The following is a 16,327-nucleotide window of genomic DNA, read 5'->3' on the forward strand; positions in this document are numbered from 1 at the left end:
CGAACAGAATAGATGATGACGTTGTCGCCACAATCAAGCATGCATACGCTGGATGATTACACGCCGCCGCAAGAGGCGGTTGCGATGCTGCACGCCGACGAGGCGCTGCTGGTGGTGGCCAAGCCGGCCGGACTGCTGGCGGTGCCGGGGCGGCTGCCCGAAATGCAGGACTGCCTGATTCACCGCGTGCAGCAGCAGTATCCGGACGCGCTGGTGGTGCATCGCCTGGACATGGCGACCTCCGGGCTGATGGTGCTGGCGCGCAGCCTGGCGGTGCAGCGCGCGCTGAGCCAGGCCTTTGCCAGCCGCGCGGTGAGCAAGCAGTACGTCGCGCTGCTGGACGGCCAGCTGCCGGACGCGGCCGGGACGGTGGATTTCCCGCTGATGAGCGACTGGCTGCGGCGGCCACGACAGAAGGTGGATGCCGCCGGCAAGCCGGCACTAACCGAGTACCGGCTGTTGCAGCGCCAGGCCGACGACAGCCGCGTGCTGCTGACTCCGGTGACCGGCCGTACCCACCAGCTGCGGGTACACATGCTGGCGCTGGGCTGTCCGATCGTCGGCGACGCGCTGTACGGCGGCCGTGCCGCGCCGCGGCTGATGCTGCACGCGCAGTCGCTGGCCCTGCGTCATCCACATAGCGATGAGTTGCTGCAGTGGCAGCTGGCGGCACCGTTCTGAACGGACGCTAAACCGAAACCCGAGGAAATGAGGCGCATGAGCCAGACCAGACAGTTGTCCCGAGACGAGATCAAGACCCTGCCGCTGTTCCCGGCGCTGGGGCCGGCGCAGATCACGGTGGTGGATCGCGCCGCCTTGCCGGGGGCGCTCGCGGCGCTGCGCGCGGCGAGGGTGGCCGGCTTCGATACCGAGTCGCGGCCAACCTTCCGCAAGGGCGAAGAGGCCACCGGCCCGCACCTGATCCAGCTGGCTACCAGCGAGCACGCCTACCTGTTCCCGGTGTCCGATGCCGAGGTGCTGGCGGCGCTGGGCGCGCTCTTGGCCAGTGGCGAGGTGCTGGTGGTCGGTTTCGACCTGCGCTCCGACAAGCGCCATCTGCGCGACCGCTTCGGCATCGAGTGCAAGTCGCTGCTGGATGTCGGCAGCCTGTTCCAGAGCGATTCGCCGACCATCACCGTCGGCGCGGTGCAGGCGGTGGCACGAGTGTTCGGCCAGTATTTCCGCAAGTCGAAAAAACTGTCCACCTCCAACTGGGGCGCGAAGGTGCTGAGCGAGGCGCAGCAGGTATACGCCGCCAACGACGCCTGGGTGGCGCTGCGCATCTATCAGGCGCTGCGCCCGGGCGCGTGATGCGGCCAAGGTTGGCCGCAACGCCATCGCCATGCGGCGGCGTGAAGGAACGATTAACTGGAGTCAGGGGTAAGCATGCTGTTTGAGCGGCCTTGTGCCATTGTCGACCTGGAGACCACCGGCGGCCACATCAGCCGCGACCGGGTGACCGAGGTCGGCGTCATCCTGATTGACGGCGAGCGCGTCGAGCGCTTCGACATGCTGGTCAATCCCGGGCAGCCGATCCCGCCCTTCATCGAGCAGATCACCGGCATCAGCGACGCGATGGTCGCCGATGCGCCGCCATTCGCCGACATCGCCGCCATGCTGCTGGACAAGCTGCGCGGCCGGCTGCTGATCGCGCACAACGTGCGCTTCGACTATGGTTTCCTGAAGAACGAATTCAAGCGCCTCAACCTGCCGTTCCGCAGCGAGGTGCTGTGCACCGTCAAGTTGTCGCGGCTGCTGTATCCGCAGCACTTCAAGCACAGCCTGGACAGCATCATCGCGCGCCACGGCATCGTGCAGGCCGAGCGCCACCGCGCGCTGGCCGATGCCGACGCGCTGTACCAGTTCCTGCAGCAGGCGATCACCGAGCACGGCCAGGCCGAGGTCGAGGTGCGGGCGGCTGCGCTGATGGCGGAGCCGGCCGCGCCGCCGGGCATCGACCCGGAAGTGGTGGAGCAGCTGCCGGACGTGCCGGGGGTGTACTCCTTCTACGGCGACGACGGCCAGGCGCTGTATGTCGGCCGCAGCGACAATCTGCGCCGCCGCGTGCTGGCGCATTTCGGTGCCGAGCCGCGCCCGCACAAGGACGTGCGTATCGGCGAGCCGATCAAGCGCATCGAATGGCGGGAGACGGTCGGCGACTTCGGTGCGCAACTGCAGGAATTGCAGCTGATCCGCGCCTTGCAGCCGCTGCACAACCTGCGCGGCCGCCTGTCGCAGGAGCTGTGCTCGCTGCAGCTGACGCCGCTGGACAGCGGCTTCCTGACACCGCGCCTCGTGCTGGCCAGCGAGGTCGACTTCTCGCGGCTGGATACGCTGTTCGGCCTGTTCCGCAGCCAGAAGGAAGCCAAGAAGGCGCTGGTGGAACTGTGCGCCGGCAACGGCCTGTGCCAGACCTGTCTGGCGCTGGAAAAGCGCGGCGCGCGCAAGGGCGCCTGCTCCGCCTTCGCCCTCGGTCGCTGCAAGGGCGCCTGCATCGGGCGCGAGGACGCGGCCAGCCACAACCTGCGCCTGCAGCAGGCGCTGGCGCGGCTGAAGCTGCAAAGCTGGCCCTATCCCGGTGTGGTGGCGGTGCGCGAGACCGATCCGGTGTCCGGACAGTGGCAGGAACACCTGTTCGAGCGCTGGTGCTATCTCGGCTCGCGCAGCGAGGAAGCGGCCGTGCCGCAGGGCACGCCGACCTTCGATGCCGATACCTACAAGCTGCTGGCGGCCTTTCTGCGCAAGCCGCTGCCCGATGCCGAATTGCGCGTGCTGTGACGCGCGCACCAGCCACGAGCGAGAGCCATGTTTGATCTGCTGCACACCGATCCGCGTTTTTACGTCATCGCTAAGCATCCCGGCGTCAGCTTCCACGCCGACGGCGAGGAGGCCGGGCTGATGAGCGCTCTGCGCGCCGGTCTCGGCGATGACGCGCTGTGGCCGGTGCACCGTCTCGACCGCGTCACCTCCGGCCTGCTGCTGATCGCGCGCAGCCAGCAGGTTGCGGCCAACCTTGGCGCCGCCTTTGCCGGGCGCGAGGTGGAGAAGTACTACCTGGCGCTGTCCGACGCCAAGCCTGCGAAGAAGCAGGGCCTGATCCGCGGTGACATGGAGAAGGGCCGCGGCGGCGCGTGGAAGCTGTGCCAGAGCCAGCTCAATCCGGCGGTGACGCAGTTCTTCAGTCACTCGCTGGCGCCGGGGCGGCGCCTGTTCCTGCTGCGGCCGCGCACCGGCAAGACCCACCAGCTGCGAGTGGCGATGAAGTCGCTGGGCGCGCCCATCCTCGGCGACGCGCTGTATGGCGGCAGCGCCGCCGACCGCACTTATCTGCACGCCTATGCGCTGGCGCTGACGCTGGACGGCGAGGCGCTGCGTTTCGTCTGCCCGCCGGCGCAGGGCAGCGAGTTCGCGCTGCCGGCGCTGGCCGACTACCTGCAGCAACAGCCGCCGTGGACGCTGCCCTGGCCGCAGCGCTAGCCGTGTTCCCGGATTTGGCCTGTAACGAGCCGGAAAGCGCGGCATTGCCGGCTGGATGAGCGCTACGGCAACTGGATACACGGCAGAGCGTGGCGGCGACAGCTATGCTTTTAAGGGAAAGCGCCTTGCACGCCGTTTTAATTACGGCGCCATGGCGGGCAAGCGGCGATTTAATCGGCAAGCAGCGCCGCTGTACTGCTAAGCTCCGGGCACAGGGGCAGCCGGTTTTGCCCCGCCAGCGGCAGTGCGCCGGCGGTGGCCGCCACAGTCGCATTGCTTGAATAAAACATACTGCTCGACATTCTCGCTGGTGAAGCGACGCCATGGATAATTCAGACATCCAACTCAAAAAGGGTAACGGCCGCGGCTGTCGTTATGCGCTGTGGTCTGTCGGCATCCTGTTACTGCTGCTGATCGGCGGGCTGCTGTATCTGCTGCTGGACGAGCTGCAGCACTCGCGGCAGCAGGCGCGCTTTTTCAGCAATGCGGCGCGGGATGCCCGCTATCAGGTGAAGGCGGGGCCGAGCCAGGCCATCCGCTTTCCGACGAGCGGCGGCCCCTACGACCAACGCCTGGGCTATACCGCGATGCCCGGCTATCTGCAACGGTTGCAGGCACGCGGCTACGCCATCGCCAGCCAGGCCGAGCTGTCCGACGGCATGCTGGCATTGGCCGATCACGGCGTGACGGCGCCGCTTCTGCCGCTGGGCCTGTTCCTGCCGTATCACGAGAAGGACCAGACCGGCCTCACCCTGACGGACGGCTATGGCCAGACCATCTATCAGTCACGCACGCCGCAGCGCGTGTACGCGGATTTCAATGCCTTGCCGTCCTTGCTGGTCGGCGGCCTGCTGTATATCGAGAACCGGACGCTGCTGGAGAAGGACAGCCCGCAGCGCAATCCGGCGGTGGACTGGTCGCGCTTCAGCAAGGCGCTGGTCGACAAGGCGCTGCACCTGTTTGATTCCGGCTACCGCGCCGCCGGCGCCAGCACGCTGGCGACCCAGATCGAGAAATACCGCCATTCGCCGGCCGGGCGCACCAGCTCGGATCAGGAAAAACTGCGCCAGATGCTGTCGGCCTCGGTACGCGCCTATCTCGATGGCGAGGACACCACCGCCGCCCGCCGCCGGCTGGTGGTCAAATACCTGAACACGGTGCCGCTGGCGGCGCGCGCCGGTTTCGGCGAGGTGTCCGGCATCGGTGACGGCATGTGGGCGTGGTACGGGCGCGATTTCGCGCAGGTCAACCGGGCGCTGACCAGCGCCAGCGTGCCGGTGGCAGAGCGCGCGGTGGTGTTCAAGGAAGCGTTGAGTCTGATGATCGCACAGCGCAGCCCCTCCATTTTCCTGAACGGCGACATGAAGGTGCTGGAGGCGATGACCGATGCCTACCTGCGCATGATGGCCAGGGACAAGCTGATTACCCCGGCGCTGCGCGACGCGGCGTTGCGGGTATCGCTGCGGCAGCAGCGGGAACGGGTGCGGCTACCGGTGGTGGCGGTGGTCGCGCAGAAGGGCGCCAATGCGGTGCGCATCAAGCTGGCCGGCTTGCTGGGTGTGCGGCGCATGTACGATCTGGACCGACTGGATCTGGCCGCCAGCAGCACGCTGGACCTGACGCTGCAGCAGCAGGTCACCGCCGAGCTGCTCAGGCTGCGCGATCCGGAGTACGCGCGTGCGGCCAACCTTAACAACGAGTATCTGCTGCAACAGGGCTCGCCGCAGGGGGTGACCTACAGCTTCACCCTGATCGAGCGCACGCCCACCGGCAACAAGGTGCGGGTGCAGGCCGACAACTTCGCGCAGCCGTTCGACATCAACGAAGGCGCCAAGCTGGATCTCGGCTCCACCGCCAAGCTGCGCACGCTGGTCAGCTACCTGATGGTGGTCCACGAACTGCACCAGCAATACGCGGCGCTGGGCAGCGAGCAGCTGGCCGCCATCAGGCCCAGTGCCAGCGAATCCGTGCTGCGCCGCTGGGCGATCGACTATCTGGTGCAGGCGACGGACAGCAGCCTGACCGCCATGCTGGAGGCGGCGCTGGAGCGCACCTATTCCGCCAGCCCCGGCGAGAGCTTCTTCACCGCCGGCGGGCTGCACACCTTCAACAACTTCGACGAAAATGACGACAGCAAGACGCTCACCGTGCGCGAGGCCACCCGCCGTTCCGTCAATCTGGTCTATATCCGCCTGATGCGCGACATCGCGCGTTACTACATGCAGCCGGCGGCGGCCAGCGGCGAAACCGCGGACGAGGACGATGACACCACGCGCCGCGAATACCTGCAGCGTTTTGCCGATCGGGAAGGGCGCACCTTCCTTGCCGGTTTCTACAACAAGTACCGCCACAAGAGCGCGGAGGAAATCGACGCCCTGCTGGTGGCGCGGGCACGGCAAAGTCCGAAGAAACTGGCTGTCATTTTCCGCAGTATCCGCCCCGAGGCCGGGCTGGATGCGTTCACCGCGTTCCTGGCCCGGCACCTCGACGTGCGGCAGCAGCCGGACGCCAAGACGCTGGCCAGGTTGTACGACGAGCTCGGCCCAGAGCGCTTCAACCTGAACGACCGCGGCTATCTGGCCGGCGTGCACCCGCTCGAGCTGTGGCTGGTGGCCTATCTGCACCAGCATCCGGACGCCGACTGGAGCGAGCTGGTCCGCGCCAGCACCCAGCAGCGGCAAGAGGTTTACCAGTGGCTGCTCAACAGCAAGAACCGGGCAGGGCAGGCGTCGCGGATCAGGGCCATCAAGGAAATCGACGCCTTCAAGCAGATCCACAAGGGCTGGAAGCGGCTGGGCTATCCGTTTGACGCGCTGGTGCCATCCTACGCCACCGCGCTGGGCGCCTCCGCCGATCGCCCGGCGTCGCTGGCGGAACTGATGGGCATCCTGTCCAATGACGGCGTGCGCCTGCCGACGGTCTACCTCGACAAGCTGCACTTTGCCGCCGGCACCCCGTACGAAACCAGCCTGACCCAGACGTCGGCCAAAGGCGAGCGCGTGCTGCCACCCGAGATTCCGCAGGTGGTGCGCAAGGCGCTGGCCGAGGTGGTGGAGCTGGGCACTGCGCGGCGGGTGGCCGGCGCCTTCGACCTGGCGGACGGTACCCACATCCCGGTCGGTGGCAAGACCGGTACCGGCGACAACCGCTTCAAGGTGTTTGCCAAGGGCGGGGTGCTGACTTCCGAGCGGGTGGTCAGCCGCTCCGGCGCCTTTGCGTTTTATATCGGCGACCGCTACTTCGGCACGCTGATTGCCTATGTGGCGGGGCCGCAGGCGGGTGATTACCGCTTCACCAGCGCCCTGCCGGTACAGGTGCTGAAGATACTGGCACCGACCCTGCGCCAGCGCCTCGAGCTGAAACCGGGCTAGCCCACCGGCGCCTGCCGGACAGCCTTGCCCGGGCGCGTTGGCGGCATGGCGGCGCAGCCCGGTGTCCGTCATTTTCCGTCGTGACGGACTGCTCCCTACTGCCGAGGGTGATGCCTGCGCAGCGCACCGCAGGGCCGCAGGTTTGGTTGTGTCGCGTACGAGTCGGCTCGCCTGCCGGCTCAACGCTTTACTGTGCGGTGCTCAATCTCCTGACTGTGGCTTGCGGCCAACGTGTTATCTGTCATGTGCTGCCTGAAAGTGCGACAGTATCAATAAATGTCGAATGACTATTCCGCCAGTTGTGCTACATAGAAAAGGGTGTCTCCCGCGTTCTGATGCGATCCATAGCGAGTTACCCGAACCATGCAGCGATCAGCCTCATTGCAGTACGAAGGGTTCGCCTTTCTGTCCACCTCTGCCCCCTCGCATAAACAGCAGCGGCTGATGCTGGCGGTGATCGTCATTTCCGCGCTGCTGTTCGCTGCGCTGGTGCCGTTTGCCAAGCAGCCGCAGGCCAAAGTATGGGCGTTTATCCCGGCCTATCAGTCGGCGCTGGTGCTGAACGACCTGATCACCGCGATCCTGCTGTTCGGCCAGTTCTATATCCTGCGCTCGCTGGCGCTGCTGACGCTGGCCACCGGCTACCTGTTCACGGCCTTTATGGCGGTGGTGCATGCGCTGAGTTTTCCCGGCCTGTTCTCCCCCGGCGGGCTGCTGGGTGCCGGGCCGCAGACCACGGCCTGGCTGTACATGTTCTGGCATGGCGGCTTTCCGCTGCTGGTGATGGTCTACACCATGCTGGCGCGGCGGAAGCTGGAACTACCTCCACGCTGGCACCCCGCCTACGCCATCCTGCTGTGCTGCATGTTGGCCGCACTGGCCACGCTGGCCTTGTTGCTGGTGGTCACGCTGGGACATGCCTATCTGCCGCCCATCATGCAGGGCAACCGTTACACGCCAGTCATGCGCGGGGTGGTGTTCAGCGTGTGGGGGCTCAGTCTGCTGGCGTTTGTGCTGCTGCTGCGCGACCGGCTGCGCACGACGCTGGACTTGTGGCTGAGCGTGGTGATGTTTGCCTGGTTGTGCGATATCGCCTTGTCCGCGGTATTGAATGGCGGTCGTTTCGACCTCGGCTTCTACGCTGGCCGCATCTACGGCTTGCTGGCGGCCAGTTTTGTGCTGATCGTGCTGCTGCTGGAAAACGGCCTGCTGTACACCCGGCTGGCACAGAGCGCCGCCGCGCTGCGCGCGGCCAAACACGAGGCCGAGCAAGCCACCAGCGCCAAGTCCATGTTCCTGGCGAACATGAGCCACGAGATCCGCACGCCGATGAACGCCATCATCGGCATGTCCTATCTGGCGTTGAAAACCGAGCTGAGCCAGCGCCAACGCGACTATGTCAGCAAGATCCACAATGCCGGCACCTCGCTGCTGGGCATCATCAACGACATTCTGGACTTCTCCAAGGTGGAGGCTGACCGCATCGAGCTGGAGACGGTGAGTTTCCGGCTGGACGAGGTGCTGGAAAATGTGTCGTCGCTGGTCGGGCAGAAGGCGGCGGACAAGGGGCTGGAGCTGCTGTTCGAATGCAGTCCGGCCGTGCCGCAGAACCTGGTGGGCGATCCGCTGCGCCTGGGGCAGGTGCTGACCAATCTGGTGGGCAATGCCATCAAGTTCACCGAACAGGGACAGGTGACCGTGAGCATCCAGTTGCTGGAGCAGGTGGGCGACAAGGTAAAGCTGCGCATCGGTGTGACCGATAGCGGCATCGGCATGGATGAGGCGCAGCAGGCGCGACTGTTCCGGGCCTTCAGTCAGGCGGATGGCTCCACCACGCGCCGGTTTGGCGGCACCGGGCTGGGCTTGGCGATTGCCAAGCGGCTGGTGGAGCTGATGGGCGGAGCGATCCAGGTGGAGTCGGCGCCAGGCTGTGGCAGCAGTTTCCTGTTCAGTGCCTGGCTGGGGGTGTCCAGTGCGGTCGATACCCGTGGCAAGTCCTTGTCCGATCTGGCAAGCGGGCTGCGCGTGCTGGTCATCGACGACAATGCCTCGGCGCGCGACATCCTGTCCGAGCAGTTGCGCGGACTGGGTTTTGCCGTCAGCACCTGCGCTTCCGGGCGCGAGGCGCTGGACATCTATCGCCAGGCCAGCATGGATCATCCTTTTGACATCGTGTTCGTGGACTGGATGATGCCGGTGATGGACGGTGTCGAGACCGCCCGCCGCATCCGGGCGCTGAATGGTGCCAGGATCATCATGGTCACCGCTTTCGGCCGTGACGACGTGCGCGCCGCGGCGGAGACGGCCGGCGTGGAAGCCTTTTTGGTCAAGCCGGTGAGCCAGTCGTCACTGCTGGACGTGATGCTGGGCCTGTTCGGCGTGCAGCGCGAGAGCGATACCGCCCGCCAGATGCTGGCCTTGCCATGCCTGGACGGGGTGCGCGTGCTGCTGGCCGAGGACAACAAGATCAACCAGCAGCTGACGGTGGAGCTGTTGCAGGCGGCTGGCGCCACGGTCGAGGTGGTGGGCAATGGCCGCGATGCGGTGATCCGCCTGGCAGAGCAGGCGGCGGATCACTACCAGCTGGTGCTGATGGACGTACAGATGCCGGTGCTGGACGGCATCGAGGCCACGCGGCTGATTCGCGGTGACCCGCGCCTGCTGGAGTTGCCCATCATCGCGCTGACCGCGGATGTGCAGGCGACCGAATACGATAATTGTATGGCGGCCGGGATGGTCGATCGCATCCTCAAACCGGTAGACCCGTACCTGATGTTCGAAACACTGCTGCGCTGGCTACCGTCGGGGCCGGCCGCTACCGCGGTGACCCCGCCTGCAGTATCGGCTACCGCCGCTGCTATCCCTGCGGCACTGCTCAGCCAGAGTGCGGGCCTGGCCAGCGTGGCCGGTAACCGCAGCCTGTACCTGCACCTGCTGCGCCAATTCGTGGCGGAGGAGGGCGACGCGGCCAAGCGGGTTGCTGCCGCGCTGGCCGCCGCCGACTACGAGACGGCGGTGCGGGTGGTGCACAGTCTCAAGGGGCTGGCTGGTACCCTGGGCTTCCTGCGCCTGCAGGTGGTGGCGGCCAGCCTGCAGCGGGCCATCGTCGAGCGTGAGGCCTATCAGCCGCTGCTGGCGGACTTCGACCAACAAATGCAGCGGGTGCTGTCGTTGCTGAAAGACGCGCTGGCGCAGGAGGAGCATGCCGGCGAGCTGCGTCCGGACAATACGGCGCTGCAGCTGCGTGAACTGGCCGCCCTGCTGGCCGCCAGCGACGGCGATGCGCTGGGCGTTTTTCTGGAACATTCCGATAGCCTGCGTGCCGTGTTGCCTGCTGCCAGTTATGCCGCTTTCGACAAGGCGATGCGGCAGTTCGACTTTCCCGCCGCGCGCGAGTGGCTGGAGCAGGCCGCAACGGAGGCCGGCATTTGCTGGCAGGAGGATGCGCCATGATCGACTCTCCACTGCGGCCAGCGAGGCAGACGGTGTTGGTCGTCGACGACACGCCGGAAAACCTGACCCTGTTGTACGGCCTGCTGAAAGACCGCTACCGCGTGCTGGTGGCCAATAGCGGCGAGCGTGCTTTGCAGCTGCTGGAGGGCGAGCTGCTGCCGGATCTGGTGTTGCTGGACGTGATGATGCCGGGTATCGGCGGCTTTGCCGTGTGCCGCCAGCTCAAGAGCAGCGCGCGCACCGCCAAGATTCCGGTGATCTTCCTGACCGCGATGAGCGAACACGACGACGAACAGGCCGGTTTCAATGCCGGCGCGGTCGACTACATCGTCAAGCCGATCTCGCCGCCCATCGTGCTGGCGCGGGTGAATACCCACATGCAGCTGAAGGCGGCAGCGGATTTTCTGGAGGACCAGGCCGCATTCCTGCGGCGCGAGGTGGACATCCGCACCCGGGAGGTTCAGGTGATCCAGGATGTCACCATCATGGCATTGGCGTCGCTGGCCGAAACCCGTGATCACGAAACCGGCAACCACATCCGCCGCACGCAGAACTATGTGCGGGCGCTGGCGCAGCAGCTGCAGTCTCTCCCGCGTTTTGGCGCCGTGCTGGACGACGACACCATCGACATGCTGTACAAGTCGGCGCCGCTGCACGACATCGGCAAGGTGGGCATTCCGGATGCCATCCTGCTCAAGCCGGGCAAGCTGACGCCCGAAGAATTCGAAATCATGAAGATGCACACCACGCTGGGGCGCGATGCCATCGCCACTGCGGAGAGGCTGCTGGATGCGCCCAGCAGCTTTCTGCGGCTGGCGCGCGAGATTGCCAACTATCACCAGGAAAAGTGGGATGGCAGCGGCTATCCGGAAGGCTTGGCCGGTGATGCCATCCCGGTATCGGCACGGCTGATGGCGGTTGCCGATGTCTACGACGCGCTGATCTCGCGCCGGGTGTACAAACCGCCGTTTCCGCACGAGCAGGCGGTGGAGATAATCCGCGCCGGGCGCGGCCAGCACTTCGACCCCGACATGGTGGATGCCTTCGACGCGATTGCCGAGGAGTTCCGCGCCATCGCCCGGCGCTACGCCGACGAATAAAGGATGAACGACAGCTAAATGCAAAAAGTCCCGGCATCGCTGCCGGGGCTTTGGTCTGATCACGGTCTGGTTTTTCAGGTGCTGCTGAGTTTCTTCACACACTCAGCGAAGCTGTTGCTCAGGCCTGGCCTTCCAGTCGCATCTGCGGGAACAGGATGACGTCGCGGATAGAAGGCGAATCGGTCAGCAGCATCACCAGACGGTCGATACCGATGCCGCAGCCGCCGGTCGGCGGCAGGCCGTATTCCATGGCGCGGATGTAGTCGGCGTCGTAGTGCATCGCCTCGTCGTCGCCGGCATCCTTCTGCTCGACCTGCGACAGGAAGCGCGCGGCCTGGTCTTCCGGATCGTTCAGCTCGGAGTAGCCGTTGGCGTGTTCGCGGCCAACGATGAACAGCTCGAAACGCTCGGTGATCGACTGGTCGGCATCGGAGCCGCGTGCCAGTGGCGACACTTCGACCGGGTAGTCGACGATGAAGGTCGGGTTCCACAGCAGGCTTTCCGCACACTCTTCAAACAGCGTCAACTGCAGGCTGCCGAGGCCCGGTGCCGGTGGCAGTTTGCCGCCTAGGCGCTGGATCTCCGCGGCCACCCACTCGGCATCGAACAGCTGCGCGTCGGTGTACTGCGGGTTGTAGTGCTTGATGGCGCCGACGATGGTGAAGCGGTCGAACGGCTTGCCGAGGTCCACTTCCTTGCCGTGGTAGGTCACGGTGGTGTGGCCGGTGGCGGCGATGGCGCACTGGCGGATGATGTGCTCGGTCATCTGCATCATGCGCTGGTAGTCGCTGTACGCCTCGTAGAATTCGATCATGGTGAACTCGGGGTTGTGGCGCGTGCTCATCCCCTCGTTACGGAAGTTGCGGTTGATCTCGAACACGCGCTCCAGGCCGCCGACCACTAGGCGCTTCAGGTACAGCTCCGGGGCCACGCGCAGGTACAGCGACATGTCCAGCGCGTTGTGGTGGGTGACGAACGGCTTGGCGGTGGCACCACCCGGGATCGGGTGCATCATCGGGGTTTCCACTTCCAGATAGTGCTGGGCGACCATCACTTCACGGATGGTCTGCACGATCTTGGAGCGCTTGATGAAGGTGTTGCGGCTGTGCTCGCTGGTGATCAGGTCGACGTAGCGCTGGCGGTATTTCTGTTCCTGGTCGGTCATGCCGTGGAACTTGTCCGGCAGCGGACGCAGCGACTTGGTCAGCAGGCGCAGCTCGGTCACGTTGACCGACAGCTCGCCCTTGTTGGTCTTGAACAGGGTGCCGCGCGCGGCGATGATGTCGCCCATGTCCCAGTGCTTGAATGCGGCGTGGACTTCCGGACCGACGCCCTGGTCGTTGATGTAGAGCTGGATCTGGCCGGTCACGTCCTGGATGGTGGCGAAGCTGGCCTTGCCCATCACGCGCTTGAGCATCATGCGGCCGGCAACGGCAACCTGTACGTTCAGCGGCTCCAGTTCTTCCTTGCTGTTGTCGTTGTAGCGGGTGTGCAGATCGCCGCTGAAGTCTTCGCGCTTGAAGTCGTTGGGGAAGGCAACGCCGGCTTCGCGCAGGGCTTTCAGTTTGTCACGGCGCTCGGCCATGATGTGGTTTTCGTCGTGCTGCGGCTGGCTGGATTCGTGTTCCGACATGGTATCTCCATCAATGTAAAAGGTTGGCCGCATCGCGTGCGGCCAACCTTGGGTATCGTTTAAACGCCCTGTTTCAGGCTGGCTTCGATAAAGCCGTCCAGGTCGCCGTCCATCACGCCCTTGATGTTGCCAACTTCATAGCTGGTACGCAGGTCCTTGATGCGCGACTGGTCGAATACGTAGGAGCGGATCTGGTGGCCCCAGCCCACGTCCGTCTTGCTGTCTTCCAGCGACTGCTTGGCTTCATTGCGCATTTTCAGTTCGCGCTCGTACAGCTTGGCGCGCAGCATCTGCCACGCTTCGTCGCGGTTGCGGTGCTGCGAGCGGTCGTTCTGGCACTGCACCACGATATTGGTCGGGATGTGCGTCAGGCGCACCGCCGAATCGGTCTTGTTGATGTGCTGGCCGCCGGCACCGGAGGCGCGGTAGGTGTCGGTGCGTACGTCGGCCGGGTTGATGGTGATCTCGAAGCTGTCGTCCACTTCCGGATACACGAACACCGAGCAGAACGAGGTGTGGCGGCGGGCGTTGGAGTCGAACGGCGACACCCGTACCAGGCGATGGACGCCGACTTCGGTGCGCAACAGGCCATAGGCGTACTCGCCCTCGATCTTGATGGTGGCACTGGAGATGCCGGCCACTTCGCCTTCCGATTCTTCCAGGATGTCGACCTTGAAGCCCTTGCGTTCGGCGTAGCGCACGTACATGCGCAGCAGCATGCCGGCCCAGTCCTGGGCCTCGGTACCGCCGGCGCCGGCCTGGATGTCCAGGAAGCAGTGGTTCGGGTCCATCGGGTCATGGAACATGCGGCGGAATTCGAGCTTGGCCAGTTTGGCCTCGACCTCGTCCAGATCGGCCTTCACCGCCAGGATGGTGTCGTCGTCGCCTTCGGCGCGGCCCATTTCAAACAGTTCGGCGCAATCGGCGAGGGTGGCGGCGATGCCTTCGATCACCAGCACCACGTCTTCCAGCTGCTTGCGCTCACGGCCCAGTTCTTGTGCCTTTTTGGGGTCGTTCCAGATATCGGGATCTTCGGTCAGGCGGGAAACTTCTTCCAGACGGTCTTTTTTACCGTCGTAGTCAAAGATACCCCCGGATATCAGTGTTGCGGGTAGCCAGATCGTCGATCTGTGCCTGAATTTGATTGAGTACTTCGGCTTCAATCATGGTGTTTCGACCTCCAAAAAGAGCGGGATTGCGTTGTGATTCGGTAATTCGGTAAAGACAAAAAGCGCACCTTGCGGTGCGCTTTTGCCGGAACGCTCAGTCATCAACCCAGCAGGTGGGCAACGCCGGCGCGTTCTTCTTCCAGTTCGCTCAGGGTGACGTTGATGCAGTCACGGCTGAACTGATCGATTTCCAGGCCTTCGACCATCTTGTACTCGCCGTTTTCGCAAGTGACAGGGAAACCGAACATCACGTCTTTCGGGATGCCGTAGGAGCCATCGGACGGAATACCCATGGTCACCCACTTGCCGTTGGTGCCCAGTACCCAGTCGCGGATGTGGTCGATGGCAGCGTTGGCGGCCGAGGCAGCCGAGGACAGGCCGCGTGCTTCGATGATGGCGGCGCCACGCTTGCCCACGGTCGGCAGGAATACGTCGCGGTTCCATTCGTGGTCGTTGATCATGTCTTTTACCGACTGGCCATCGATGGTGGCGAAGCGGTAGTCGGCGTACATGGTTGGTGAGTGGTTACCCCACACGGCCAGCTTCTCGATGGCGGCAACCGGCTTGCCGGTCTTGGCGGCGATTTGCGACAGCGCGCGGTTGTGGTCCAGACGCAACATGGCGGTGAAGTTTTTCGGATTCAGGTCCGGCGCCGACTTCATCGCGATGTAGGCGTTGGTGTTGGCCGGGTTGCCGACTACCAGCACTTTTACATTGCGGTCAGCCACCTTGTTCAGGGCGGCGCCCTGCACGGTGAAGATTTCGGCGTTGGCGGTCAGCAGGTCCTTGCGTTCCATGCCTTTGCTGCGCGGACGGGCGCCAACCAGCAGGGCAACCTGTACATCCTTGAAAGCCACTTCCGGGTCGTCGGTCGCAACCATGCCGGCCAGCAGCGGGAACGCGCAGTCTTCCAGTTCCATCATCACGCCTTTAACGGCGGTCTGGGCTTGTGGCAGGTCCAGCAGTTGCAGGATGACAGGCTGGTCCTTGCCCAGCATTTCACCACTGGCAATGCGGAACAACAGGCTGTAACCAATCTGACCGGCTGCACCAGTGACGGCGACGCGAACGGGGGCTTTCATCGATGTACTCTCCTTTAGAACTTTGGAATGACTGCTCTTTGGATGCTGCTTTGCAACAGTTTCAGCGAGTTTAGCATGCTGCACCGCCTTTGTGCTGCCCTTGCACCGCTCTGTGCAATCAGGACGTGACTTTTTGTCTTATGTCTTATATAAGACTAGTGTTTACCTTGATCGCGTTTGGTGTTAAAAAGTCCATGAACAGCAAGAGTCTCAATCGTATCCCTTTGTATAGACAGGCAAGACAGCAGATTCTGGAGCGTCTGTGCGATGGGGAGTGGCAGGTGGCGGAGTCGCTGCCCAGCGAGTGGGAGCTTGCCGAACAGCTGTCCGTCAGCCAGGGCACGGTACGCAAGGCGCTGACCGAACTGGTGGCCGACGGGGTGCTGTACCGGCAGCAGGGCAAGGGCACCTTTGTGGCGCCCGGCGCCGATGACTGGGCCGGGATGTCGATGATCTCGCCGGGGCTGTTGTCGGAGAGTCCGGATCGTCTGCAGCGCGAGTTTCTCGGTATCGCGCGCGGCAATGCGCCGGATGATGTGTCGGCGGCGCTGTGTTTGCGCCGCGCGGCGCCGGTGTTCCGCATCCGCCTGTTGTGGCGGCTGCGCGGTCAGGCGGTGGCGCTGGACGAGGTGCTGTTGTCGGCCGAGCGTTTTCCGGCGCTGGATTCGCGCTGGCTGCGCCAGTTGCCCGGCGTGTGGGCGGTACTGCAGCAGCACTTCGGCGTCCGCCTGCGGGTGGCGACCGAACAGTGGCGGGCGGTGGTGCTGGAGCGCGACGAGGCGCAGTTGCTGGCGGCGGTGTCCGGCACGCCGGTGTTGTCGCACCTGCGGTTGGCGGTGGATGTCAACGGCGCGGCGGTGGAGTGGCGGCAGCGTTTGTGTCTGACCGATCGGCTGGCGTTGACGCTGCAGCATTTGCCGGCATGACGATGTGTCGCAAACGCGGTTCTATGTGTCGCATTTCGGATAGCCCGGTCGGCAGCGACGCGCAGATTTGGTAGAATCTTCAGATTATGTTGCACGTGCAGCATCGTGCAGCATGA

11 protein-coding genes are annotated in these 16,327 nt (G+C 64.6%); 8 read left to right on the top strand and 3 right to left on the bottom strand.

Annotated features, from left to right (window positions below):
• Positions 1 to 39: 39 nt before the first annotated feature.
• From C8E02_RS09480 to C8E02_RS09510, 7 genes are all read left to right on the top strand, one after another.
• Positions 40 to 681: an RluA family pseudouridine synthase gene (locus C8E02_RS09480; protein ID WP_120810567.1), complete on the top strand. Its 642-nt coding sequence runs from the start codon at positions 40 to 42 to the stop codon at positions 679 to 681.
• Positions 682 to 717: 36 nt separating this feature from the next.
• Entirely contained in the window at positions 718 to 1,311 is a 594-nt protein-coding gene (locus tag C8E02_RS09485; protein ID WP_053068108.1) for a 3'-5' exonuclease, read from the top strand.
• Positions 1,312 to 1,386: 75 nt separating this feature from the next.
• Positions 1,387 to 2,778, top strand: a complete 1,392-nt coding sequence (locus tag C8E02_RS09490; protein WP_120810568.1) for an exonuclease domain-containing protein — start codon at positions 1,387 to 1,389, stop codon at positions 2,776 to 2,778.
• A gap of 27 nt (positions 2,779 to 2,805) precedes the next feature.
• Positions 2,806 to 3,477: a TIGR01621 family pseudouridine synthase gene (locus C8E02_RS09495; protein ID WP_120810569.1), complete on the top strand. Its 672-nt coding sequence runs from the start codon at positions 2,806 to 2,808 to the stop codon at positions 3,475 to 3,477.
• Positions 3,478 to 3,800: 323 nt separating this feature from the next.
• Positions 3,801 to 6,848 (top strand): transglycosylase domain-containing protein, encoded by a 3,048-nt coding sequence (locus C8E02_RS09500; protein ID WP_120810570.1) that lies wholly within the window; start codon positions 3,801 to 3,803, stop codon positions 6,846 to 6,848.
• A gap of 363 nt (positions 6,849 to 7,211) precedes the next feature.
• Positions 7,212 to 10,301, top strand: a complete 3,090-nt coding sequence (locus C8E02_RS09505; RefSeq protein WP_120810571.1) for a response regulator — start codon at positions 7,212 to 7,214, stop codon at positions 10,299 to 10,301.
• Positions 10,298 to 11,401 carry an HD-GYP domain-containing protein gene (locus C8E02_RS09510; protein WP_120810572.1) on the top strand — a complete coding sequence of 368 codons (1,104 nt, stop codon included), beginning with the start codon at positions 10,298 to 10,300 and terminating at the stop codon, positions 11,399 to 11,401. The genes C8E02_RS09505 and C8E02_RS09510 overlap by 4 nt, the downstream gene beginning before the upstream one ends.
• A gap of 118 nt (positions 11,402 to 11,519) precedes the next feature.
• On the opposite strand, the gene lysS is transcribed toward C8E02_RS09510, so the two are convergent.
• The 3 genes from lysS to C8E02_RS09525 form a co-directional block, all read right to left on the bottom strand.
• Complete coding sequence (gene lysS, locus C8E02_RS09515) at positions 11,520 to 13,034, bottom strand: lysine--tRNA ligase (RefSeq protein ID WP_120810573.1); 1,515 nt, start codon at positions 13,032 to 13,034, stop codon at positions 11,520 to 11,522.
• Positions 13,035 to 13,093: 59 nt separating this feature from the next.
• Positions 13,094 to 14,198 (bottom strand): peptide chain release factor 2 gene (gene prfB / locus C8E02_RS09520; RefSeq protein ID WP_120810658.1). Its coding sequence is split into 2 segments (ribosomal slippage): positions 13,094 to 14,116 and positions 14,118 to 14,198, totalling 1,104 coding nucleotides; the frame shifts between segments, so codons are not numbered across the junction.
• A gap of 106 nt (positions 14,199 to 14,304) precedes the next feature.
• Positions 14,305 to 15,285 (bottom strand): malate dehydrogenase, encoded by a 981-nt coding sequence (locus tag C8E02_RS09525; protein WP_120810574.1) that lies wholly within the window; start codon positions 15,283 to 15,285, stop codon positions 14,305 to 14,307.
• 194 nt (positions 15,286 to 15,479) lie between these two features.
• Between C8E02_RS09525 and C8E02_RS09530 the strand changes: the two genes are divergently transcribed.
• A complete protein-coding gene (locus tag C8E02_RS09530) occupies positions 15,480 to 16,211 on the top strand; it encodes a GntR family transcriptional regulator (RefSeq protein ID WP_120810575.1) in 732 nt (243 codons plus the stop codon).
• The last annotated feature ends 116 nt before the right edge of the window (positions 16,212 to 16,327 follow it).

This window comes from Vogesella indigofera (genome assembly GCF_003633895.1).
In the GTDB taxonomy this organism is placed as follows: Bacteria; Pseudomonadota; Gammaproteobacteria; order Burkholderiales; family Chromobacteriaceae; genus Vogesella; species Vogesella indigofera.

What these genes read in the sequence shown, in the direction of transcription:
- C8E02_RS09495 (WP_120810569.1), top strand. Translation starts at nt 2,806, where the DNA reads ATGTTTGATCTGCTGCACACCGATCCGCGTTTTTACGTCATCGCTAAG.
- C8E02_RS09505 (WP_120810571.1), top strand. Translation starts at nt 7,212, where the DNA reads ATGCAGCGATCAGCCTCATTGCAGTACGAAGGGTTCGCCTTTCTGTCC.
- C8E02_RS09485 (WP_053068108.1), top strand. Translation starts at nt 718, where the DNA reads ATGAGCCAGACCAGACAGTTGTCCCGAGACGAGATCAAGACCCTGCCG.
- C8E02_RS09500 (WP_120810570.1), top strand. Translation starts at nt 3,801, where the DNA reads ATGGATAATTCAGACATCCAACTCAAAAAGGGTAACGGCCGCGGCTGT.
- lysS (WP_120810573.1), bottom strand. Translation starts at nt 13,034, where the DNA reads ATGTCGGAACACGAATCCAGCCAGCCGCAGCACGACGAAAACCACATC.
- C8E02_RS09480 (WP_120810567.1), top strand. Translation starts at nt 40, where the DNA reads ATGCATACGCTGGATGATTACACGCCGCCGCAAGAGGCGGTTGCGATG.
- C8E02_RS09525 (WP_120810574.1), bottom strand. Translation starts at nt 15,285, where the DNA reads ATGAAAGCCCCCGTTCGCGTCGCCGTCACTGGTGCAGCCGGTCAGATT.
- C8E02_RS09530 (WP_120810575.1), top strand. Translation starts at nt 15,480, where the DNA reads ATGAACAGCAAGAGTCTCAATCGTATCCCTTTGTATAGACAGGCAAGA.
- C8E02_RS09510 (WP_120810572.1), top strand. Translation starts at nt 10,298, where the DNA reads ATGATCGACTCTCCACTGCGGCCAGCGAGGCAGACGGTGTTGGTCGTC.
- C8E02_RS09490 (WP_120810568.1), top strand. Translation starts at nt 1,387, where the DNA reads ATGCTGTTTGAGCGGCCTTGTGCCATTGTCGACCTGGAGACCACCGGC.